At 60.9% G+C, this 22,463-nt stretch carries 20 protein-coding genes; 15 read left to right on the top strand and 5 right to left on the bottom strand.

Translation table 11 applies throughout. The features are described 5' to 3' along the window. Positions 1–77 precede the first annotated feature (77 nt). Positions 78–2,597 carry a TonB-dependent receptor gene (locus VGE08_RS01730; RefSeq protein WP_331066120.1) on the bottom strand — a complete coding sequence of 840 codons (2,520 nt, stop codon included), beginning with the start codon at positions 2,595–2,597 and terminating at the stop codon, positions 78–80. 339 nt (positions 2,598–2,936) lie between these two features. Between VGE08_RS01730 and sthA the strand changes: the two genes are divergently transcribed. Beyond that, on the top strand, positions 2,937–4,328 hold the full coding sequence (sthA, locus tag VGE08_RS01735) for a Si-specific NAD(P)(+) transhydrogenase (protein WP_331066121.1): 1,392 nt from the start codon (positions 2,937–2,939) through the stop codon (positions 4,326–4,328). A 115-nt stretch (positions 4,329–4,443) separates the two neighbouring features. Then, positions 4,444–4,848: a large-conductance mechanosensitive channel protein MscL gene (gene mscL / locus VGE08_RS01740; protein ID WP_331066122.1), complete on the top strand. Its 405-nt coding sequence runs from the start codon at positions 4,444–4,446 to the stop codon at positions 4,846–4,848. Between the two features lie 94 nt (positions 4,849–4,942). Here mscL and pepQ read toward each other — a convergent pair whose 3' ends face one another. Together pepQ and VGE08_RS01750 are read right to left on the bottom strand one after the other, a co-directional pair. Next, complete coding sequence (gene pepQ, locus VGE08_RS01745) at positions 4,943–6,277, bottom strand: Xaa-Pro dipeptidase (protein ID WP_331066123.1); 1,335 nt, start codon at positions 6,275–6,277, stop codon at positions 4,943–4,945. Positions 6,278–6,305: 28 nt separating this feature from the next. After that, positions 6,306–7,193: a 2-keto-4-pentenoate hydratase gene (locus VGE08_RS01750; RefSeq protein WP_331066124.1), complete on the bottom strand. Its 888-nt coding sequence runs from the start codon at positions 7,191–7,193 to the stop codon at positions 6,306–6,308. A 133-nt stretch (positions 7,194–7,326) separates the two neighbouring features. Here VGE08_RS01750 and VGE08_RS01755 point away from each other — a divergent pair, with 133 nt between their 5' ends. From VGE08_RS01755 to VGE08_RS01775, 5 genes are all read left to right on the top strand, one after another. Next, on the top strand, positions 7,327–7,572 hold the full coding sequence (locus VGE08_RS01755) for a hypothetical protein (RefSeq protein ID WP_331066125.1): 246 nt from the start codon (positions 7,327–7,329) through the stop codon (positions 7,570–7,572). 217 nt (positions 7,573–7,789) lie between these two features. After that, entirely contained in the window at positions 7,790–8,302 is a 513-nt protein-coding gene (locus VGE08_RS01760) for a GNAT family N-acetyltransferase (protein WP_331066126.1), read from the top strand. A 166-nt stretch (positions 8,303–8,468) separates the two neighbouring features. Continuing rightward, positions 8,469–8,879, top strand: coding sequence for a hypothetical protein (locus VGE08_RS01765; protein WP_349258598.1), 411 nt, complete (start codon positions 8,469–8,471; stop codon positions 8,877–8,879). Positions 8,880–9,150: 271 nt separating this feature from the next. Then, positions 9,151–9,552 (top strand): MAPEG family protein, encoded by a 402-nt coding sequence (locus VGE08_RS01770; protein WP_331066128.1) that lies wholly within the window; start codon positions 9,151–9,153, stop codon positions 9,550–9,552. After that, a complete protein-coding gene (locus VGE08_RS01775; protein ID WP_331066129.1) occupies positions 9,549–9,947 on the top strand; it encodes a cupin domain-containing protein in 399 nt (132 codons plus the stop codon). Before VGE08_RS01770 ends, VGE08_RS01775 begins: the two co-directional genes overlap by 4 nt. 60 nt (positions 9,948–10,007) lie before the next feature. On the opposite strand, the gene uvrA is transcribed toward VGE08_RS01775, so the two are convergent. Further along, positions 10,008–12,869, bottom strand: a complete 2,862-nt coding sequence (uvrA, locus tag VGE08_RS01780; RefSeq protein ID WP_331066130.1) for an excinuclease ABC subunit UvrA — start codon at positions 12,867–12,869, stop codon at positions 10,008–10,010. A 224-nt stretch (positions 12,870–13,093) separates the two neighbouring features. On the opposite strand from uvrA, the gene ssb reads away from it, so the two are divergent. The 5 genes from ssb to VGE08_RS01805 all read left to right on the top strand — a co-directional run bounded on the left by ssb (position 13,094) and on the right by VGE08_RS01805 (position 19,074). Then, the gene (gene ssb / locus VGE08_RS01785; RefSeq protein WP_331066131.1) at positions 13,094–13,567 is read left to right on the top strand and encodes a single-stranded DNA-binding protein; all 474 of its coding nucleotides are present in this window, start codon (positions 13,094–13,096) and stop codon (positions 13,565–13,567) included. A gap of 118 nt (positions 13,568–13,685) precedes the next feature. Further along, positions 13,686–14,981 (top strand): site-specific integrase, encoded by a 1,296-nt coding sequence (locus VGE08_RS01790; protein WP_331066132.1) that lies wholly within the window; start codon positions 13,686–13,688, stop codon positions 14,979–14,981. Beyond that, complete coding sequence (locus VGE08_RS01795; RefSeq protein WP_331066133.1) at positions 14,971–16,539, top strand: site-specific integrase; 1,569 nt, start codon at positions 14,971–14,973, stop codon at positions 16,537–16,539. Before VGE08_RS01790 ends, VGE08_RS01795 begins: the two co-directional genes overlap by 11 nt. Next, positions 16,532–18,619 (top strand): integrase, encoded by a 2,088-nt coding sequence (locus VGE08_RS01800; RefSeq protein ID WP_331066134.1) that lies wholly within the window; start codon positions 16,532–16,534, stop codon positions 18,617–18,619. The genes VGE08_RS01795 and VGE08_RS01800 overlap by 8 nt, the downstream gene beginning before the upstream one ends. Further along, positions 18,616–19,074 carry a hypothetical protein gene (locus VGE08_RS01805; RefSeq protein WP_331066135.1) on the top strand — a complete coding sequence of 153 codons (459 nt, stop codon included), beginning with the start codon at positions 18,616–18,618 and terminating at the stop codon, positions 19,072–19,074. Before VGE08_RS01800 ends, VGE08_RS01805 begins: the two co-directional genes overlap by 4 nt. On the opposite strand, the gene VGE08_RS26250 is transcribed toward VGE08_RS01805, so the two are convergent. Further along, positions 19,055–19,498 carry a helix-turn-helix transcriptional regulator gene (locus VGE08_RS26250; protein WP_349258597.1) on the bottom strand — a complete coding sequence of 148 codons (444 nt, stop codon included), beginning with the start codon at positions 19,496–19,498 and terminating at the stop codon, positions 19,055–19,057. The two genes, VGE08_RS01805 and VGE08_RS26250, sit on opposite strands and share 20 nt — an antisense overlap. Before the next feature lie 236 nt (positions 19,499–19,734). On the opposite strand from VGE08_RS26250, the gene VGE08_RS01810 reads away from it, so the two are divergent. The 3 genes from VGE08_RS01810 to VGE08_RS01820 are packed head-to-tail and all read left to right on the top strand — an operon-like array spanning position 19,735 to position 22,244. Continuing rightward, on the top strand, positions 19,735–20,661 hold the full coding sequence (locus VGE08_RS01810) for a hypothetical protein (RefSeq protein WP_331066136.1): 927 nt from the start codon (positions 19,735–19,737) through the stop codon (positions 20,659–20,661). Next, a complete protein-coding gene (locus VGE08_RS01815) occupies positions 20,658–21,248 on the top strand; it encodes a GNAT family N-acetyltransferase (RefSeq protein WP_331066137.1) in 591 nt (196 codons plus the stop codon). The genes VGE08_RS01810 and VGE08_RS01815 overlap by 4 nt, the downstream gene beginning before the upstream one ends. Then, on the top strand, positions 21,249–22,244 hold the full coding sequence (locus tag VGE08_RS01820; RefSeq protein WP_331066138.1) for a GNAT family N-acetyltransferase: 996 nt from the start codon (positions 21,249–21,251) through the stop codon (positions 22,242–22,244). The last annotated feature ends 219 nt before the right edge of the window (positions 22,245–22,463 follow it).

Consider the following 22,463-nt stretch of genomic DNA (forward strand, 5'->3'; position numbering starts at 1 on the left):
GCGCAAATAAAAAGGCGGCCCGAGAGCCGGGCCGCCTTAGTCCTGCGAGAGTCGTCGTTATCGCTTTATTGAAGCCATCAGAACTTGAACCGTGCGGTCACGCCGTACGTGCGCGGCGCGCCGAGGAAGCCGTTGATGGTGCTTTGAGAAGCGCCGGCCGCGGTCGACGAGCCTTGCAGCGTGGCATCGAACATCACCTGGTAATACTCCTCGTCGGTCACGTTCAGCGACCACAGCTCGACCATCCACTTCTCGTCGGCCGCGCCGAAGCCCACGCGCGCATTCACCAGCGTCATCGCATCCTGCATCTTGCGAGGATCGAGGTTCGAGCCAGTGTTGTACTCCGAGGTGTATCTCAAGCCGATGTTGCCTCGGATCAGCAGATTGTTGCCAATCGGCTGTTCGTAGGTCGTCGACAGGCTCGCCGACCATTTAGGCGCGAACGACAGACGATCGTTCTCGCGCTCGGCCCGGAAGAACGCCAGATTGCCCGGCCCACCGAAGTCCTCGATAGTGGTGTCCGCATAGGTGACGCCACCCTGAAAGCTCAGCTGCTCCAGCGGCGTGTACCACACGAAGTCCAGGTCCACGCCCTGCGACACCACCTGCGGCAACGAAGTCACGACGAACTGCAGGCCGGTGAAGGTGTTGAGCTGGAAGTCGGTGTAGTCCTGATAGAACACGGCACCGTTCACCAGCAGGCTGTTGCCGGCCCACTGGGTCTTCACGCCGAGCTCGTAGGAATCGACCGTTTCCTTGTCGAAGCTGGTGTCGACGTCGACCGAGGGACCCACCAGCGTTCCCACGCCCGGCAGCGTCAGGGTCTGGCCCGGCTGCAGGAAGAAGATGCCATTGCGCTCGCGATACAGGTTGAAGCCGCCGGCCTTGTAACCCTTCGCATACGACACGTATGACATCACATCGTCGGTGAAGCGATAGGCGAGCTTGGCGGTGCCGCTCCATTCTTGTTCGTCGATCGATTGCGAAGTATTCACGCCATCGAAGATCGGGTCAGCGTAGGTCACGCTGCAGCCGATGCCGAAGACGGTTTGCGCCAGGGCTGCAGCGGCGGGGCCGGCTGCGCCCAACGCCGCGTTCACCAGGTCCGCGTTCCCACGCAGCAGGGTACAGCCAAGGCCGTTGTGCTGGTTGTCGTACCGCGAGTCGAGATCCTTCGACTCGTCCGTGTAACGCAGGCCCAGCGTCAACTCCAGCGCGTCGGTGAAGTGGATGCTGTTGTTGGTGAACAGCGCCCAGCTCTTCGAATTCTGGTCGAAAACGTCGCGGGTGCCGGTGCCGCCCGGATAGGCGGCCGCCGGCAGCTGGGACAACTGGCCGCCGGTCAGGAAATTGAAGTACTGCTGGAACTGCGTGCCGATGATCAGCTGGTCGCGTGAGTCCAGGTCTTCATCCGCGTAGAACAGGCCCACCAGCCAGCTCAGCTTTTCGCTCTCGCCGGCCAGCCGGAATTCCTGGCTGAGCTGCTTGAACCGGTTGCCGAAGTCGCCGTTCGGCTCGCGATACAGGATGTCCACCGTGGTGAAGTCGGCGTCCTGGCCGTTGATCGTCTCCCAGTCGCGCCACGCGGTGATCGAGGTGAGCGTCGCGCCGCCCAGGCCGGCCAGGTCATAGTTGATTTCCATCGAGGCGCCTTTCTCCTCGACTTCCTGGCTGGTCGAGCGATTGGAATACGCGACGCGGTCGAACGGGTCGGCGGGATTGCGAAACGCGTTGGGACCGCCCAGCGCCGTTAGCACCTGAAGCACGCCGGCAACGGGCGAGAGCGACACCTGCGGAGCCGCGCAGCAGTTCTCGTCGCGATCGGTGTAGTCGGCCGTCAGGCGAATATCCAGCGCTTCGCTCGGCTGGAACAGCAACTGGCCGCGCGCGGTCTTGAACTTGCGATCGTTGTCCTCGTCTTCGGTGCGCGGGCCGGGGCCGCGGACCACATCGAGGAACCCATCTCGCTCGCGCGAGGCGACATACAAACGTCCGGCAATCTTCTCCGAGAACGGACCGGTGATCGACGCCGCGCCATCCATGACGCCGTAATCGCCGGCAGTCACCTCGATGTTCGCGCCGAAGTCGAACGACGGCCGCTTGGTGACCACGTTGATCACGCCGGCCGAGGTGTTCTTGCCGAACAGTGTGCCCTGCGGGCCTTTCAGGACTTCGATGCGCTCCAGCTCGCCCAGGTCGCCGAAGCCGACGCCGTTGCGAGGACGGTATACACCGTCGATGACAACACCCACCGACGACTCGAGGCCGGCGTTGTCGCCCACGGTGCCGACGCCGCGAATACGCGCCGTGGTCACCGATTCGTTCGAAGTCGAAGTCACCAGCAGGCCGGGCGTGAGAATGGTGAGATCCTTGATGTCCTTGATGCCCGTGTCCTGCAGCAGCTGCTCGGATACAGCGGTCACCACAATCGGCACGTCCTGCAGGCTTTGCTCGCGCTTCTGCGCAGTCACGATAATGGTATCGATGGTGCGCGTGTCCTGAGGCTCCGAGTCACCCTGTTGGCCCAATGCGGGCCAGGCCGTCAGAGCCAGTGCACCTACAACCGCTCGGCGCAGAAGCACACTACGATCGTTCATGGATCCCCCTTGTATTAGATCCAGCCGTGATAACTCTTGTCATGGCGGGGCTGATGAGCCCGCCGCTGATATCCAGCACGCAGAGCGTACTGAGTTCCCGGCGCCGGCGAAAGGGACTTTGCATAAAAGCAACGTCCACAATGGCACCAAAATGATTCAAACATGGCCGCTGTGGGCGGAATACTCGGGGAAGGCATCAAGAAGTGCGCACTAGCCGGGAGCATGCGACCGCCTCCGGACCGAACCCGTTGCGCCCTGCAGTACTGAGATGTTGTTCCCTGACAACGAGTCGGGGATGATGTGCGGCTTGGTTCCTCGATCAGCACACGGTTTAAAAGCATGGCCACCGAACAATTTGATGTCGTGGTGATTGGCAGCGGCCCGGCGGGCGAGGGAGCGGCCCTGACGGCGGCCAAGAGCCACCGCAGCGTCGCCATCGTCGAGCGCTATTTCGAAGTCGGCGGCGGCTGTACGCACTGGGGCACTATCCCGAGCAAAGCTCTGCGTCACGCGGTCAAGATCCTGCACGACCTGCGGCGGAATCCATTGCTCGGGGAATTTCGCGCGGCCTCGCAATTGAGCTATCCGCAGTTGCTGGCCTCCGCGACCAAGGTGGTCGAGGCTCAGGTGGCCAGCCGCCGGCGGTTTTATGAACGCAATCGCATTCCGGTGTTCTTCGGCGAGGCGAGCTTCGTGGATGCACACACGATCGAGGTGCAGCCGTCGACCGGCAAGCCGATCCAACTGGCCGGCAAGCACATCGTCATTGCCGCTGGCTCGCGCCCGTACCATCCACCCGAAGTGGACTTCACGCACGAACACATTCGAGACAGCGATTCCATCCTGCGCTACGGCGAGCATCCGTTCTCCGTGACTATTTATGGTGCCGGCGTCATCGGCTGCGAGTACGCATCGATCTTCGTGAACTTAGGCGCGAAAGTCACATTGGTCAATACTCAGGACCGATTGCTGTCGTTTCTCGACGACGAGATTGCCGAGGCGCTGTCGTATCACCTGCGCGAGCAGGGTTGCGTGATTCGTCACAACGAGCAGTTCAAGGCGCTGGAAGCGCGCGAACGCGACGTTGTTCTGCATCTCGAATCGGGACGCAAGATCAAATCGGACCTGCTGCTATGGGCGAACGGCCGCACCGGCAATTCGGACAAGCTGCACCTGGAGCGCATCGGCTTGAAGGCCAACAGCCGCGGTCAGATCGAGGTAAACCAGCATTACCAGACAGCGGTGCCCCACATCTATGCCGTGGGCGATATCGTCGGTCCGCCGGCGCTGGCGAGCGCCGCGTACGTGCAGGGTTCGCATGCCGTACAGCACTCGATCGATCCGAACATCACGCCACACAGCGCCGCGACCATACCCAGCGGCATTTACACGATTCCGGAGATATCCTCGATCGGCCGCAGCGAGCGCGAGCTGCAGGAAGCGAAGGTGCCGTACGAAGTCGGCCACTGCGCTTTCAAGAATCTGGCGCGCGCGCAGATGACGGACGAGCGCGTCGGCATGCTCAAGATCATTTTCCACGCCGAGACCATGGAGGTGCTCGGCGTGCATTGCTTCGGCGACAACGCCTCGGAGATCGTGCACATCGGCCAGACGGTGATGGCCGGCGCCAGCAACGACATCCGTTATTTCACCCAGACCACGTTCAACTATCCGACCATGGCCGAGGCGTATCGCGTCGCGGCCTATAACGGTATCAACCGGCTCACCTGAGCGCCGGGCGGCGTATCGTTAGCTGCTTCTTGGGCGGGGACAGATTTGATATCTGTCCCCGACGCTTGTATATGGCGTATCGCGCGTTGCGCTAACAACTCCAATCGAGGTGGCTATGAGCTTCGTCAAGGAATTCCGGGAATTCGCCGTCAAGGGCAACGTCGTCGACATGGCGGTCGGCATCATCATCGGCGCCGCTTTCGGCAAGATCGTCAGCTCCCTGGTCAGCGACGTGATCACCCCGCCGCTCGGCTATCTCATCGGCGGCGTGGATTTCACGCAGCTGGCGCTCACGTTGCCGGCCGTCAGGGAGGGGGCCGAGCCGGTGACCATCAATTACGGCGTGTTCCTGCAGGCCACGTTCGATTTCATCATCGTGGCGTTGGCCATTTTCATCCTGGTGAAGATGATCAATCGCCTGCGTCGGGCTGAAGAGGCCAAGCCCGCCGCCCCGCCGGCGCCGCCGCGGCAGGAGGTGCTGCTGGAGGAGATTCGGGATTTGCTCAAGCAGCAGCGCTGAGCCTGAGAGAGGCTCATAAGAGAGGCTCAGTGGTTCGCACGGTGCCGAGGGACTTTCCTCCTCCCGGCACCGCGCACCCGCCGGCGCTACGCCATTAGTTCGCGGCGAACGCCGGACGCGTCAAATTCTCGGGCTCGCCCGTCGTGGCGGCGACGTCGTCTTCCACTCGAATGCCGCCGTATGGCTTGAATTGCTCTACCCGCTGCCAGTTGATCTGCTTGCCGAGCGGCGACGTGCGCGCTTGCTCCAGCAGCTGCGGGATGAAGTACAGCCCGGGCTCGATGGTCACCACGAAGCCCGGTTCGAGCGTGCGGGTCAGCCGCAGATAGGGATGACCCGGCGGCGGCGCCTTCTGCTTGCCGTCCGGCGTGACCGTGAAGCCGGCGACATCGTGCACTTGCAGTCCGAGCAAGTGGCCAATGCCGTGTGGGAAGAACACGCTGCTCAAACCGCTGGCTGCTGCATCCTCCGGCGAAGCCGTGATGACATCGAAATCTCGCAAGATCTTCGCAATGCGCCGATGCGCGCTGAGGTGGATCTCCGCATAGTCGACGCCCGCTCTCACTTCCGAGCACAAGCCGAGCTGCTGCTCGTTCATTGCCGCAATCATCGCAGCGAATTCATCATCCTTCTGCGAGTATGTGCGCGTGATGTCTGATGCGTAGCCATGGAACTGAGCGCCCGCATCGATCAGGAATGAACGCCGCTCGGCAGGAACGGTGCGTTCCTGATTCTGGTAGTGGAGGACCGCGGTGTTGGCGTTCAGCGCGACGATATTGGGGTAGGGCAGCTCGTTCTCGGTCTGCCCTGTCGCACGGATGTACGCCATGTTGATTTCATACTCGGACGCGCCGCTTCGAAATGCGGCTTCCGCGGCCTTGTGAGCGCGGGCCGCGATGTGAGAAGCGCGACGCAGGCACTCCAGCTCATATTCCGTCTTGAAGGCGCGCACATAGTGCAGGCGGTGCATCAGCGCTTCGGGATTGCGGCCGGTGAACCCCCAGTCCGTAAACTCTTCCCGCCATTCGCCGATGAAGGCGCAACGCGTGACGCCGGCGATATGTGCTTTGGCTTCGGACGCTTCGCGGATGATTTTGATGTCGAACGCGTCGGTCCAGAAATCGCTCGGCATCTCGGGCGGCTTGTACCAGTAGTCCACCGGCTGCAGAAACACCAACTGCGGCCGCTGGCCGGGGCGATACACGATCCAGCAATCGGCCGCCTCCGCCAGCGGCGTCCACCGCCGAAAATGCGGATTGGCTTTGAACGGGTAGGGCTGGTCGTCCAGGAACTGCATGTGCTGGCTGCCGGCATGGATCGCCAGCGCATCGAAGCCCGTGGCCGCCAGCGCTTCGTCGGTGTGACGGCGCTGAATGTCCAGGTGGGCCGTGTACGATTCTTTCAGCGAGGCTGTGGATGGCGCGTTCATGGTCATTCCGGGTTTCAGTGCGTCGGTGTCACTCGGTCACGTTGACTTCGAGCGCGGCCCATTGAGCGTTGCCCGAATGGTAGCTCGCGACGCAGCGCCCGGTCGCGCCGGGCAACATTTTGCCGAGCGAACCGGTCAGCAGGATCTGTCCGGGCTCCATCGTCCATCCTTGTTCCAGCATCTTGTTCACCAACCATAGCGCCGCGCGCCACTGGTCGCCGAGCGAGTCGCTGCCTTTGCCGGTGAACATCTCCTTGTCGTTGCACACGAGCCGGATGTCGACGTTGTTGGGATCGCGCTGTTGGGGCGAAACGAAGTCGCCGACGATGTAGTTCGCCGCTGCGACATTGGTCGCGATGATGTCGATCGCGTCCAGTGATTGCGGTTGCGCATAGTCGAGATTCGGCAGCTCGATCGCCGGCGCAACGCCGTCAATGTGCGCACGCAATGTTGCGATGTCAGCGAGAGGTTTGTTGATGGCAGTGCCGACGCGCATTGCAATCTCGACTTCGATGTGAAGACCGCGTGATTCGCGCAGGCTCACAGTATCTGTAGACTGCAACGCGCCTTCCTTGAAGAGCACGCCGGCCACTGCATCGTTGGTTTTGAAGCGTGCTTGCGCTGGCGGGGATGTGACGCCTGCTTTGAATCCCGCCGGGCTCGCGCCCCGCAATTTTGCGCGCACGCTGCGCGTCTGCACGCGATACGCCGAGTCTTTTGTCAATGTTTCGTCAATATCGGGCAGCGTGCGCTGCTCTCGCCACGATGTCACTATTTCGTCAACGACTCGTTGCTGTGGCGAGCTGCAACCGCCAAGCACGAGACAGATCAATGACATCGACGCGGCTGCGCGAGCGATGTCGCGAGCAATGTGAGCTCGTAAAATGTCTTCTACTGGCGACGTTGCTTTGCTCATGGTGATGACTGTTTCAAAAGCCATGTGAAACATCTTAGACTCCGGCCGCTGCATGGGGGGTGGCTCAGGCCATCACGGGCCATCCAACTATGTCTGTCCATCAACCTATCATCACATTGGGGTGATCGATCACATGAACACGAAAATGATTCTCGCCGCGCTGGCGCTGTCTCTGTCGCTCGCTGCTTGCGCCAAGAAGGACGAGGCTCCGGTGGAAGCCGCTCAGGAAGCCGCTGCTGAAGCGACCGACGCTGCTGAAGCCGCTGGCGATGCCGCTGCTGAAGCTGGCGAAGCTGCCAGTGACGCTGCTGCCGCCGCTGGCGAAGCTGCTGCCGACGCTGCTACCGACGCCGCCACTGAAACGCCTCCGGCTCAGTAATGAGTCTTGGGGGCGGGTATCCAATCTGTCCCCATCAGCCGCCGGGCGGGTTCTCCGCCCGGTCGCTTAGCCGGGTTGGCCGCATCCTGCCAAGCGGGGATCACCGATATCGCCGGCCGCGCTTTTTCAGTACCGTAACCCTGGATTCGATTTCGCGCCCGCCAGCGCCGCTTGCGGGCATCGTCTTTCGGAGGTGGCAAGGGATCGCCAGCAACCCGTGCCCGTCAGTATTCGCGATGCATTGAATTCTCCCCGCGACCGCCAGTGGATCCAGGCCCAGTACCCGGAGTACCTGGAAGACCTGTCGCAGATGAGCATGAACACCGGCATCTTTCCGGCCACCCGCGAGGTGCAGACGGAGCTGATGGCCCGCTGGTTCGCCGACGACAGCTCCTATCCGCTCATCATTCTCAAGAACGATCAGCCCGCCGGCTTCGCCCTGGTTAGCCGCCCGCCGCGGAACCGCCGCGACCAGGTCGATTTCCGCATGGCCGAATTCTTCATCGCCCTCAAGTCCCGCCGCCTCGGCATCGGTCGCGACGCCGCCCACCTGATCTTCAACCGCTTCGCCGGCAGCTGGGAGATCACCGAGTTCGCCTATAACAAACCCGCCGTGAGCTTCTGGCGCTCGATCCTGACCGAGTACACTGGCGGCAAGTATCAGGAACGCATCTTCAACGGCGAAGTGCGGCAGACCTTCACGTCCACTCACAAGGTTCGCGCTCGCTGAGCGATCTTCGCTGCTGATTCTCCGTTCGTCAGGCGCACAGCGGCGCCCGTGCACGCGCCTGTTCGGCTGGAATTTAACATCCGGCACCCCAGCTGGAGTGCCGGTGTGTTGCCGCCGTGTCGGCGCGGATGGCATCTTTGAGCATCAATCGCGCGCGGTGAGCAACTTGATCTACGCCATTAAAGCAGAGGTTGACGATCCATCCGCGAAGATGTTCGAGTTCCGCGCGCAGAAGACGATGTATGGTGGCAAGAGCATTGCCGCGGGCGATACGATCTTCATCTTTGCGAGCGAGAACGAGGGCGGACAGGGGCTCATCGCAAGCGGCGTGGTGACGTCGGCGAAAGCTGTTGCCAGGAAACCGGGCATCGAGCGGCAAACGCCGCGAGTGAGCATTACGGTCCGGCGTACTGCTGTGGCGAAGCGGCGCTTGGGACGGGCCGAGCTCAAGCTGCATGCCGACTGGAACGACGGGCGGCCCGGGACCGAGCTGAACTTCAAGTTCTATCGGCAGGCAACCAACAAGATCGTGGGCATTTCGGATAAAGCGGCGGCGTTCTTGCGAAAACACTTCTGACGCAAGACCGACAGAGGGCGGTGTCATGCTCACGGGTTCATGCCATTGCGGGGCGATACAGATCCAGGTTCAACGCAAACCCCGCACCCTTACCAGTTGCAACTGCTCCATCTGCCGGCGCCATGGTGGCATCTTCGGCTACTAAGACAAGCGCAAGGTGAAGATCATTGCCCGCAGAGGGGCGCTGGCCAGTTACGTCTGGGGCGACAAGTGTGCCATGTCGCTGGCGTTTCAGCCCAAGCGGAAGTTGTTTGCGTAGCCCGGTGATCGCATGACGGATCGGTTGATATTTCCAATGGCAGCTCATGTCGCGCTTACTGCGCTTCTTTACGTTCTGCTTACCGTGGCGCGCGCGCCGAAGGTGTGGGGCATTGGTCAACGTGCAGACGGTTCCAATCCCTGGGCGGCCATCGAGCCTCGAATCAGCGCGAATCTTTCGAATCAGTTCGAGTGGCCGGTTTTCTTCTACGCGGCATGCCTGCTGCTGATGATGATGAAAGACGTGCAAGCGGGGGGCGCGATTCTGCTTGCCTGGATTTTTGTTCTAGGGCGGCTGGTACATAGCTGCGTGCAGATTTTCACGACCAACATTCGGCTGCGAGGCCTGGTCTTCACCATCAACTTCCTCGCTACACTGGGGCTCTGGGTTCTTGTGCTTCGGGTTTCACCATGAAGGCAAAGCAGATCCTCAGCACCTACGTGCATGTGCTAGACGACGGACGCAGCGTTGCTGTGCCCGTCTCCGACTCGTTCTGGGCGGACTTGGCCAGAGGCAAGCATGCCGAGCTGAATCAAGGTCGGCTCATGACGGCATTCACATTCAGCCAGCCGTGGCCGAATTGGGAGCGCCATCCCGCGGGTGAAGAGCTGGTCCTGCTGCTCACTGGCGAAGCGACGCTCACGTTGCAGCTCGAGGATGGAGAAAAGGACATCGTGCTCGACACGCCCGGTGCATACGTCCTCGTGCCACCCAATACCTGGCATACGGCCAAGACCAAGGTCACCACCACCATGTTGTTTCTCACGCCCGGCGCTGGCACGGATCACCGCCCCGTGAAGGCGGAGTAGCCTGGCATTCGCTGAGAAAGCTCGCTCTGGCGTTTCTGCGGCAACATCAGAGCCCTGGGTTCAAGCCAGCTTGCGCACCGCCGGCTGCTTCTGTTTCTTCTTGTCCAGAATCGGCTTTAAATACTTCCCGGTGTACGAGCCTTTCACCTGAGCGATCTGTTCCGGCGTTCCGGTCGCCACGATGGTACCGCCACCGCCGCCGCCTTCGGGGCCGAGGTCGACGATCCAGTCGGCGGTCTTGATCACATCGAGATTGTGTTCGATGACCACGATGGTGTTGCCCTCGTCGCGCAGACGGTGCAGCACGCCGAGCAGTTGCTCGATGTCGAAGAAGTGCAGACCGGTCGTGGGCTCGTCGAGAATATAGAGCGTGCGGCCGGTCGAGCGCTTCGAGAGCTCCTTGGCGAGCTTCACGCGCTGCGCTTCGCCGCCTGATAGCGTGGTCGCGTTCTGGCCCAGGCGGATATAGGACAAGCCCACATCCATCAGCGTCTGCAGCTTGGGCGCGATCACCGGAGCGTGGCGGAAAAACTCCAGCGCATCCTCGACGGTCATCTCCAGCACTTCGCTGATGTTCTTGCCCTTGTAACGAATCTCCAGTGTTTCGCGGTTGTAACGCGCGCCTTTGCAGACATCGCACGGCACGTACACGTCCGGAAGGAAGTGCATTTCAACCTTGATGACGCCGTCGCCCTGGCACGCCTCGCAGCGACCACCCTTGACGTTGAAGCTGAAACGGCCAGCTTCATAGCCGCGCGAGCGGGCTTCGGGCACGCCGGAGAAGATCTCTCGAATGGGGGTGAACAGCCCAGTGTACGTGGCCGGGTTGGAGCGCGGGGTGCGTCCGATGGGACTTTGATCGATGTCGATGACGCGATCGATCTCATCCAGTCCCTCGACGCCATCGCTCGGCGCCGGATCGGTGGAAGCGTCGTTGAGCTGTCGCGCGACGAATTGATACAGCGTGTCGTTCACCAGAGTCGACTTCCCCGAGCCCGACACGCCGGTTACGCAGGTCATCACGCCCAACGGGATATCGACGGTCACGCCTTTCAGGTTGTTGCCGCGCGCATTGACGATGCGCAGATGACGACCTTCCTGCACCGGCGTGCGCGTGGTAGGAATCGCGATCTCGCGCTTGCCGGAGAGATACTGCCCGGTGATTGAATTCGCATCCGCGGCGATCTCGTCCGGCGTGCCTTGAGCGATGACCAGGCCGCCGTGCACACCCGCGCCGGGGCCGAGATCGACGACGTGATCGGCATGGCGAATCGCATCTTCGTCGTGCTCGACCACCAGCACCGTGTTGCCGAGATCGCGCAGGCGGTTCAGCGTCAGCAGCAGACGATCGTTGTCGCGTTGATGCAAGCCGATGGAAGGCTCGTCGAGAATGTACATACAGCCGACCAGGCCGGAGCCGATCTGGCTGGCGAGGCGAATGCGCTGAGCCTCGCCACCTGACAGCGTGTCCGCGGCGCGATCCAACGTTAGATAGTCGAGGCCAACGTCGCTCAGGAATCGCAACCGTTCCGCGATCTCCTTGACGATCTTGCCGGCGATCTCGCCGCGCCAGCCTTCCAGCTTCAAGTCGCTGCTGAAGCTCAGCGCATCCGCGACAGCCAACTTCGCCAGCTCCGGCAAAGTGCGCTCGGCGACGAATACATGACGCGCGGCGCGATTCAGCCGCGTGCCGCCGCACTCGGGGCACGGCTGATTGCTGAGGTACTTGGACAGTTCCTCGCGCACGGCGATCGACTCGGTCTCGCGATAGCGCCGTTCCAGGTTGGGAATGACACCCTCCCATTTGTGCGAGCGCCGGATCGTGCCGCCGTTGGCATTGACATACCTGAAGTCGATCTTGTCCTCGCCGCTGCCGTACAGCACGACCTTGCGGATCTTGGCCGGCAGATCCTGCCACTGCTCCTCGACGTCGAACTTGTAGTGCTTGGCCAGCGATTGCATCAGCGCGAAGTAATAGGCGTTGCGGCGGTCCCAGCCGCGAATCGCGCCGCCGGCCAGCGACAGGTTCGGATGATGAACCACGCGCCCCGGATCGAAAAACTGTTGCACGCCCAATCCCGAGCAAGTGGGGCAGGCGCCCGCCGGATTGTTGAACGAGAACAACTTGGGCTCGAGGTCCGCGATGCTGTAGCCGCAGACCGTGCAGGCGAACTTGTCGGAGAACACCAGCTCTTCGCGCTTCGGATCGTCCATGAACGAGATGCGCGCGACACCATCGGCCATGCGCAGGGCAGTTTCGAAAGACTCGGCTAGCCGCTGCGCCACGTCGGCGCGTACTTTCAGCCGGTCAACGACAGCATCGATGCTGTGCTTCTTCTTCGGATCGAGCTTCGGCACGGCATCCAGCTCGACGACGTGGCCATCGACGCGCGCGCGTACGAAGCCTTGGCCGCGCAGCTGTTCGAAGACTTGCGCGTGCTCGCCTTTGCGATCATCGATCATCGGTGCGAGCAGCAGCACCGGCGTTCCCTCGGGCAGGCGCATTACCTGATCCACCATCTGGCTCACCGTCTGCGCGGCGAGATCGATGCCGTGATCGGGACAGCGCGGCGTGCCGACACGAGCGAACAGCAGACGCAGGTGATCGTAGATTTCCGTGACGGTGCCGACCGTCGAGCGGGGATTGTGGGAGGTGCTCTTTTGCTCGATGGCGATAGCGGGCGACAGGCCCTCGATGGAGTCGATGTCAGGTTTTTCCATCATCGACAGGAACTGCCGCGCGTAAGCCGACAGCGATTCGACATAGCGCCGCTGACCCTCGGCATAGATGGTGTCAAACGCCAGCGACGACTTGCCCGAGCCCGACAAGCCGGTGAACACGATCAGCTTGTCGCGCGGCAACTCCAGGTCGATGTTGCGCAGGTTATGCGTGCGGGCGCCGCGGATGACGATGGAAGGCATGGGTAACGTACGTGGCGTCGATTGGGGACCGTTCAATATACGGGGCCGAGGAACCTCGGGGCAAAACCTGGTCAGGAAGCGGCAGGGATTGGCGTTGCGGCCCAAGCATGAATCGGCCGCTCGGTGGGGGCGACAAAAGCGGGCTCTTCCCGCATAAATGGTTATCGTATGTACGATATCGCGATTAGAATCCCCGCCTTCACTGATTGCGAGGTTCGCTAGCCATGGCGCGCGGTATCAACAAAGTCATTCTGGTGGGCAATCTGGGTGCGGATCCCGACACACGCTACATGCCCAGCGGCAAGGCCGTCACCAACATCCGCATCGCCACCAGCGAGTCCTGGAAGGACAAGCAGACTGGCGACCAGCAGGAGCGCACCGAATGGCACGCCGTCGTGCTCTACGACAAGTTGGGCGAGATCGCCGCGGAGTACCTGCGCAAGGGCTCGCAGGTGTACATCGAGGGTTCGCTGCGCACCCGTAAATGGCAGGACAAGGAAGGCAAGGATCGCTATACCACCGAGATCATCGCGCAGAACATGCAGATGCTGGGTGGTCGGGGTGGTGGTAGCGGTGGCGGCGGTTATGGCGGCGGGGACGAACAACCGCGTCGTTCTTCGCGCCCGGCGGCCCAGGAAGATCGTTCGGCGCCGCCGGCAGATGATGGTGGCGGATTCGACGACGATATTCCGTTCTGACGCCGACCTTTTCTAATTTGTAAATAAAAGGGCCTGTGATCCTGTCATCACAGGCCCTTCTGCTATTTACGTGTTTAAAAGGTCAGCGCTATACTAGGAGTTACACAATACCTCCTAGATGCGTAAACAAATCAGCCCTTTTGCCGTTCGACAGGTATGCTTTCCCTCGGGTGAACGGCTGCCCATGCTGTGCTCGCGCGCGAGTGGTCTGCCCCTGTTTGAGCCCACTCTCTACGCCCTGACGGAGCTGCGTGCCCGGAACCGTTCCGCCGCCACGATTCAACAGGCGCTGCGCAGCATCATGGTGCTGTACCTCGCCCTTGACCGTCTCGGCATCGATCTCGCTGACAGGCTCGGCCAGGGCAAGCTGCTGGAGGCGGGTGAGATCGAAGAGATAGTGCGCGCCTGCCGGCTGCCCCTCCCGGCGTTCACGTCGGAAGAAGCGGGTCAACCGCTCAGGCGATCCACGGTGGTCTCGCTCGAGAGGGTGCGTATGCGGTCCCCTGCAGTGGAGACTGCTGACGTAGACCCCGGTACGGCTGCGATCCGTCTGCACTACATCCGCGGCTATCTCAAGTGGCGGGTCGATACGCAACTGCTGAAGTTGAGTGGAAGCCAGCGCGGCGCTGCGTACGCGCACCTAAGGTCCACGGCTGATGTCGTGCATCGCGCACTCGAGGAGCGAACGCCTGCCTCACGATCGCGCAACCTGACTGGGCAGCGGCAGGGCATGTCCGAGGAAGCGCTCGCTCGCGTGCTCGAGGTCATCAAGCCGGACTACCCCGACAATCCCTGGAAGGGCGAGCATGCGAGAGAGCGCAACGCGCTCATCGTGCGCTGGTTCATCGATCTCGGCCTGCGCCGCGGCGAGCTCCTCGGCGTGAAAATTCCCAACATCAACTTTCAGGGAAACGAGGTGCTCATCGAACGCCGGGCCGACGATCCTGACGATCCCCGGATAAACCAGCCGAACGCCAAGACCTACGATCGGCTGTTACCGCTCAGCGATGAACTGACGCGGCTTACTCATCGCTACATCACCGGCCATCGCCGCGCCAAAGAGGGATCCCGAAAGCACACGTTCCTGTTTGTCGCTGTAGCTACCGGCGCGCCTCTGACGCTGAGCTCTCTCAACAAAGTGTTCGTTGTCCTGCGGCGCAAGTGCCCTGATCTGCCGGACGATCTGAGCCCGCACGTGCTCCGACACACCTGGAACGATCATTTCTCGGAAATCATGGATCAGCAGGGCGTCTCCGAGGAGACGGAGAAGAAGATGCGCTCTCGCCTAATGGGCTGGTCGGAGACTTCCGGTACGGCTGCGATCTATACGCGGCGTCACGTCCAGCGCAAAGCACGCGAGGTCTCTCTAGCCATGCAAAGGAAACTGAACAAGGAGCCTTCGAATGAGCCTTGATAGGACTCTCGCACTAGGTCGGTCGGCCGCCGGCTGGTTGCTGCCGGCGCTTGTTCGGACGCGCAGCGGTGCGCAGTTCGATCCGAGCCTCGACGTGTGGTCCTATCGTGACACCGTCAACAAGGTCGTGCTTGATTTTTCCTTTTTCAACGCACTCTCCGAAGAGATGCGTCATTCGCTCAAGTACACGCTCGTGTGGTATGCCGAGAACGCCTCGGCTCCTCACGTGCGGAATATGTTTTCGCGGTTCTTGCATCTCGTGGGCTTTCTCTCAGTAGGGCGCGCGACCGCTATCGAGCAGGTGACCAACGTTGATCTCTTGAACTACAAGGGATCGTTGAGCCCAGAGACTGCGTACTACCTGGGATCATTGTCAGGTTTCCTGCGGAAATGGCACGGGTTGGGCGTTCCTGGTGTGACGGATGATGCAGTCGCTGTGTTGGAGGCATTGCGGCTGAAGGGAAACGCAAAGGGCGTGGCCGTGCTGACCATGGATCCACGCATGGGTCCTTTCACCGATCTTGAATTTGAGCAGATCCAATCAGCGCTCAATGAGGCATTCGCTGAGGGCGCGCTATCGGAGGAAGCCTACCTCTTAGCCTGGCTCTTCATGGCTCTCGGACAGCGGTCGTCTCAATTTGCCGCACTCAAGGTCTGCGACGTGACCGGTGTCGGCGTGGACGGAGCAGTCGACTACGCGATCAGAGTTCCCAGGCTGAAGCAGCGCAATGCCGGGCCGCGATTGGAGCTGAAGGAGCGGCCACTCATCCCTCAGATAGGCAAGCCGCTGCTCGAGTACGCGAACCGCGTTCGGCAGCGATTTGAAAGTGTGCTCGCCAATCCCGACGACGCACCGCTGTTTCCCGTGTCTGTGGAGCGTGCTCCGCGAGTGCACGATTGGGCGCCCGGATACGAGTATCACCAGACTGGCTGGAATCTCGGTCGCAATCTAAAGCGCACGCTGGAACTGCTTGAGGTCTACTCAGAGCGCACTGGCGATCTGTTGCACGTGTCACCAATCCGCTTCCGCCGCACCTTCGGCACGCGTGCGGCGCAGGAAGGTCACGGAGAGCTCGTAATCGCGGAGATGCTCGATCATACGGATACCCAGAACGTAGGCGTGTACGTTGCCGCCGTGCCAGAAATCGCAGCTCGCATTGATCGCGCAATCGCCATGCAGCTGGCGCCGCTTGCGCAAGCGTTCAAGGGCGTGCTGATCAAGACCGAATCGGAAGCTACGCGCGGCAATGATCCCTCGAGCCGCATTGTCGATCCACGCATCGACCGCAGCATGCAGCCGATGGGATCGTGTGGTCAGCACTCGTTTTGCAGCTTCAATGCGCCGATTGCCTGTTACACCTGCCAGCACTTCCAGCCATGGGTCGACGGCCCGCATGAGGCCGTGCTGAGCCATCTGCTGGAGAAGCGCGAGCAGCTCCTTGCGACGACCGATCAGCGTATGGCCAGTGTCAACGACTCCACCATTCTCGCCGTGGCGCAGGTCATTCACCTGTGCCGTCAAGCCCAAGGTGCGCCGCCCGAGGTGAAGAATGGCTGATGTCATTCACTTCACGCCGCGCGCCGAGCTCAATGCCGAGGCAAATCTTCGCGACTTCATCGAGGTCTGCAAGCGTCAGCTGACGATCTTCGGCGCGGATCTGAATTTCGATGACAACGTCTGGGACGTGACCGAGGCTATTGGCCTGCGGCGCTCCAGCCGCGTGCGGCTCGTCTTCAGCACGTGGAGCACGGTGAATGACAGCGTCCCGCAAGTGCTGCCTGAGCCCTTCCTGTCGTTTGCCAAGGCGTACACGCGCTATCAGCACGCGTTTCGACCTACGAAGGTCGTGGGCCAACGCATGGCGGCATTGCGCGCGCTCGAAGCCGCACTCTCGGAAAATGGTTCTCTCTCAAATCCCGTCTCTGTCTCCCCGCACACTCTGAACCGAGCTGCCCAGCTCTGCGTCGATAAGTTCACTGCTGCGAACGCGTTCCGCGTGGGCGGTCAGCTCGAGATGCTGTGCAACTTCATGGTAAGAAATCACCTGTTGGCGACGCCCGTGCGTTGGCGCAACTCGATCAAGCGGCCGCGCGACTCCGTTCGGGTTGGAAAGGAGTTCGATGAGCAACGGCACGCCAAGCTACCGTCGCCTGCGGCGCTGTCCGCACTGGCTAACATCTTCCATATCGCGACCGAACCCGCAGACATCCTCGTCGCATCGATCGTGGCGATCCTGTGCTCGGCCCCGGATCGGATCAGTGAGGCCCTGTATCTGGAGATAGATTGCGAGGCCACGCAGTCGATCCCGCCATCGGGTGAGCAGGCATACGGCCTTCGATGGCGACCGGCGAAGGGCGCTGACCCGATGGTGAAGTGGATCATTCCATCGATGGCAGATGTGGTGAAGCAGGCGATTGCCAACATCAAGCGAGTAACTGAGCCTGCCCGCCTCATTGCCAAGTGGTATGAAGCGCACCCGACTGAACTCCTGCTGCCGCGTCATATCGAGTACTTGCGCGGCTCCGAGCGCATCTCCCTGGATCAGGTCGGCGAGATCGTCTTTGCGGATCCGGTCGAGCGTCGGGCGATCCAATCGTGGTGCGCGCGAAACGGCGTAGAGCTGATCACCATGGAGGGCGGTGAGCAGATGGTTCGCTTCGCCGACGTTGAGGCGGCGCTCGTCGCACAGTTGCCGCGCGGCTTTCCGTGGCTGGATGAGGTTCGCAGCCTGAAATACAGCCAAGCGCTTTGCCTCACCCAACGCAATCTCTTCCATGATCGCAAGGCAACCTACCGTGGTGTCGTCGAGATCATGAACCACCAGCATGTCTCGGATCGATTGGGCGCGCGCCCAGGCTTAGGAGTGCGCTCGCTGTTTGAACGGTATGGCTTTGCTGAAGACGACGGCAGTGCTCTTCGCGTCTCGACACACCAGTTCCGGCATTACCTGAACACGCTGGCGCAGGCGGGTGGGCTCAGCCAACTTGACATCGCGAAATGGTCGGGTCGCAAGGATGTTCGACAAAACAGGACGTACGATCATCAATCGGACCGGGACGTGCTCGCGCTCGTGCGAAGCGTCGTCGGCGACGAAAAGAAGGCAGTGGGGCCTTTGGCGAGGGTGCATCCGTCGGCGCTCATACCGCGCGATGAGTTCGCTCGACTCAAGGTGCCGACGGCGCACACAACCGAGTTCGGGTATTGCATCCACGACTTCTCGATGCTGCCGTGTCAAATCCATCGTGACTGCCTTAACTGCAGCGAGCAGGTGTGCATCAAAGGCGATGCGGTGAGAGAGGCCAACATCCGACGGCATCGTGCGGAAACACGGCAGCTGCTCGATGAGGCCAAGGCCGCCAGCGCGAATCAGTATGCCGGGTCGAATCGGTGGGTCGAACACCAGGAGCGCACGCTCACGCGGCTCGAGCAGCTGTGCGCGATTCTTGACGATCCTAACGTCCCTGCCGGGGCCGTTATCCAACCCTCTGGAGTGGTGCCCGCTTCGCGTCTCGAGCAAGCACGCAGCCAACGTGCTTTGAGTGTGTCTGCCAATCCGGCTAGTGCTGGAGATCAGCTCATCGAGCACGCGCGCCTGCCGGCGCCGATAAACGCCAGTGAGGAGGAGCTGCAAGCATGACGCGTACCCGCGCACGCAATCTCGATGATGACGCGATTGCTGAAATGGTTTCGATCCTAGACGGTTGGACCGGTAAGCTGAGTTGGGAACTGCTCATCGATGCGATCGTGCGTCGCACGCATGCCCGTTACACCCGGCAGGCGCTGCACAACCATGAGCGCATCCGGCATGCGTTCAGTCAACGCAAGAAGGCGCTCGCTGAAGCTCGCGGCGAACGTGGGCCAAGCGCCGACTCCCCTGAGTTGCAGGCCGCGCTCGAGCGAATTGCACGGCTCGAAGCCGAGAATCAGCGTCTCGAAGCGGAGAACCAACGGCTGCTCGGGCAGTTTGCGTGCTGGGCTTACAACGCGCACACGCGGGGTCTCGATTTGGCGTTTCTCAGTCGGCCGCTTCCGGCCGTCAATCGAGATCAGACAAGGCGTCAGCTTGTGGCAGTCAAGGAATCGGAGCGCTGAGCGGATACGTCATGGCAAGTGACCGACAGGTTAGGAATAAGGGTATAAGAACGTGCGGACGTTCTCGCTTTGGATGGCAGGTAGCGGCGCGAACGGTCGTCAGGAACGTAGCGGGTTCCTTCCCGAGCGCCCGCGCGTAGCTAGGAAAGTCGTTGATACAGGGCCGGCGCTCACGGGATTCGATCTTGCCGACGTGTGAGATTGGGCGATTCAAGCGCCGTGCGAGTTGTCGCTGCGTCAGATCTGCTCCTCGCCTCGCTTCTCGCAGAGCCGCTCCTAGTTGTGCATGCTCGCTGCCGCGCCGTGTCGGCTGCTCTCCGAGTGGATCGGAAATCGTACCGCGTTGGTTGCTACGGTTCTGGTACCATGATGAGAAGGCGCAGCGGACGAGAGAATGAGCTATTGACCGACCGCCGGGTCGCAAGGCAAGCTGCCGGACTGTCGATGCGAGAGTTATCGGGTCGACTCAAACGGTCGCATAATTTCGTAATGCTCGTTGAGAGCGGTACGCGTGTGCTCAATGTTCTGGAGTTTTTGGATGGTGTCAGGCCGTGCGTGCTGACCGGCTGCCATCATCCGGCGGATTGCAGGCTAACTTGCGCTGCGGTCCAATGAAGTGCACGCGAGTGGCCTATGATTCCGCGCGATAGGGTAGCAGGAATGCAGTTTCCCGGGGGCAAGAACTTTGCATTCACCGTATTCGACGATACCGACGATGCAACCGTGGAAAACATCAGGCCGGTATACGAACTCCTCGTCGACTGTGGCATGCGGACGACGAAATCCGTTTGGGTTTACCCGCCGCGCGGAAGTTATACGAGCAGCTCTCTTGCTGATTCCGACTATCTTCAATTCATTCGCTCGCTCAAGGAGCGCGGCTTCGAGATCGGACTGCACAATATCGGCGACGGATTCTTTTCGCGTGCAGAGATATTGCGCGGCTTCGAGATCTTCCGGGAATTGCTCGGACATGAGCCAGCCATACATGCGAACCATGTGTCCAACCCCGACAACCTCTACTGGTGGGATCGACGTTTCGAGTGGCCGTTCGACTTTCTATATCGGCTTTTGTCCGGTCGAGCCCGCCGTGTAGGCGGGGAAGACAAGAGCAGCGAATCGTTCTGGGGCGATATCGCTAAAACTCACATTCGGTACATGCGCAATCTCACGTTCAATGACGTCAACACGCTCGCTCGCGATCCAAGAATGCCCTACCGGGTGGATCGAAAATCGGAATGCTCCAACCTTTGGTTCAGCTCTTCGGATGGTCAGACGGTCGATGAGTTCACCGATCTGATTGCTGCAAGGAACGTCGACCGGTTGTCCGAGGAGGGAGGCGTCTGCATCGTTTACACTCATTTAGCCAGCGGATTCACGAATGGTTCGACAGTACACTCGGAGTTCGAGCGTCGCTTGCGATACCTGGCCTCCAGAGCCGGTGGCTGGTTCGTTCCTGTTTCTACCGTCCTCGATCATCTCGTCTCGGTCCACGGCGGCGACGCTGATCCCGGCTACGCGTACAGGCTAGTGCGCAATGTCTGGTGGGGAATAGATCGAGTGCGAAAGCGGGTTCGATATCGCAGATGATAGAACTCCTGTCGCCGAGTACTGTCGATGCAACGGCGCGCGTCCTAACAGACCATGGCTTTTCCGTCTTTGGCATTTCGACGACGGCATTGACGAGATCCGTTTGCGACGATGCAGTTAGAGAGAATGGACCGGTGGCCCTCATTGCCCGGGTCGGCGACGAAGTGAGAGGCGTTGCCGTCGCTATAGTCGATGCGCCTCGGTACTGGAAGAAGTTCATGTTTCGCCATCCGCTGTTTGCTTGTCGCGTGCTCGGCAAACGAAACAAGTCCTCGAGGAACGACGCCGAGCGGCTTGCTGCAGGGGTTGATGCGGAGGGAGACGCGGCTGCTTTTGCCGTCAATTGGAACGAGAGTTCACCGCACGTTGCGCGGGTCTCCTTGATAGTAGTTTCGAGCAGCTCACGCGGGTGCGGTCTCGGTGCCGAGATGTACGAGGCGATGTTCGATCACCTACGTGCGCGAGGTGTAGTGACTGTGCTGGCACGGATCGGAGCAGCCAATACAGCAAGTCTGCAACTTCATCGAAAAACCGGATGGACGCTCGGGCGCCGGGGCGCGCGTTGGCAGGCTCTCAAAGAACTGTAAATGAGATTCAGGCAAATTCCGATCGAGCAGGTGGACTGGGCTGCTCTGGACAAGTATGAGGACCGCACTCCGGAGCAGCGCAAGCCGTGGCTGGACTATCTAACTGCCGTTGGAGCCGGTAAGCCTGTCGTGGCGATGCTGGAGGATAGGGGCTCCGAGCTCGGCTGGTTCACTGGCATGCGCAAGACGATCGTCGGCGTGCCGGTGCTCGGGTCACCTCTGAAGGGCTATAACACGACCTACATGGGGCTCAATCTAGTGCCCGGTGTGTCGCGCACGCAAGCGCTCCGCGCTCTGTCTCGATTCGCTATCTTCGATCAAAAGTGTGCGTATCTCGAGCTATCGGACGTCTATTGCGATCCGGAGTGTGCGCGCGGCGCTGGATACGAGGTGGTCTCTTCGGGAGGGTTCGTCACCGATCTTCATCTTCCCGAAGAGGAGCTCTTCAACAGAATGACCAGCGCCTGCCGACGCTGCATCAGAAAGGCGGAAAAAGTGGGTTTGGTCGTCGAGGAAGCGAAGCCGGACGGTTTCGCTGCGGAGTTTCATGCGCAGCTCACCGACGTGTTTGCGCACCAAGGTCTAAAGCCGACTTACAGTGAGGAACGCGTCGCGAAGTTGATTGAGCACGTACATCCTTCCGGTGAACTTCTGCTGCTCCGAGCGCGGACCGATAGCGGGCAAAGTATCGCTACGGGAATATTTTATGGCTTTGGGAAGTATTCCGGTTTTTGGGGAAACGGCAGCATCCGAAGCATGCTCCAACTGCGGCCCAATCAGGCCATTCACTGGTATGCGTTGAGATATTGGAAGGCGCGTGGGGTGCGTTGGCACCACTGGGGCGGCGGCGGTGAGTACAAGGAGGCATATGGTCCAGATGCGCTCAGCTATTGCAGACAGTTCAAGTCTGCCATTCCAGGACTTGCAAAGCTGAGAAAGCCGGCGATCGACACCTACTACGCCATTCGCACTTGGCACACGAGGTTGCGTGGCTGACCTGGTGTCCGGGGTTGAGGGTACACGTCACAGCGCTCAAGAGATGGGGCGAAGAAATTCTATTCTCACGGACTAGACCCAATGGCACTTACTTAAGTTGAAGGGTTCGGAAGATAGCCATGCCGACGTACCTGCCGCCGAGCCTTTTCGCGAGGCACCTTCAACCATTGATACGGTTTCGGCCGTCGCTTTCGAGCCCGCGGCTCGAGTCGACCCGGT

Source organism: Steroidobacter sp. (genome assembly GCF_036406195.1).
In the GTDB taxonomy this organism is placed as follows: domain Bacteria; phylum Pseudomonadota; class Gammaproteobacteria; order Steroidobacterales; family Steroidobacteraceae; genus Steroidobacter.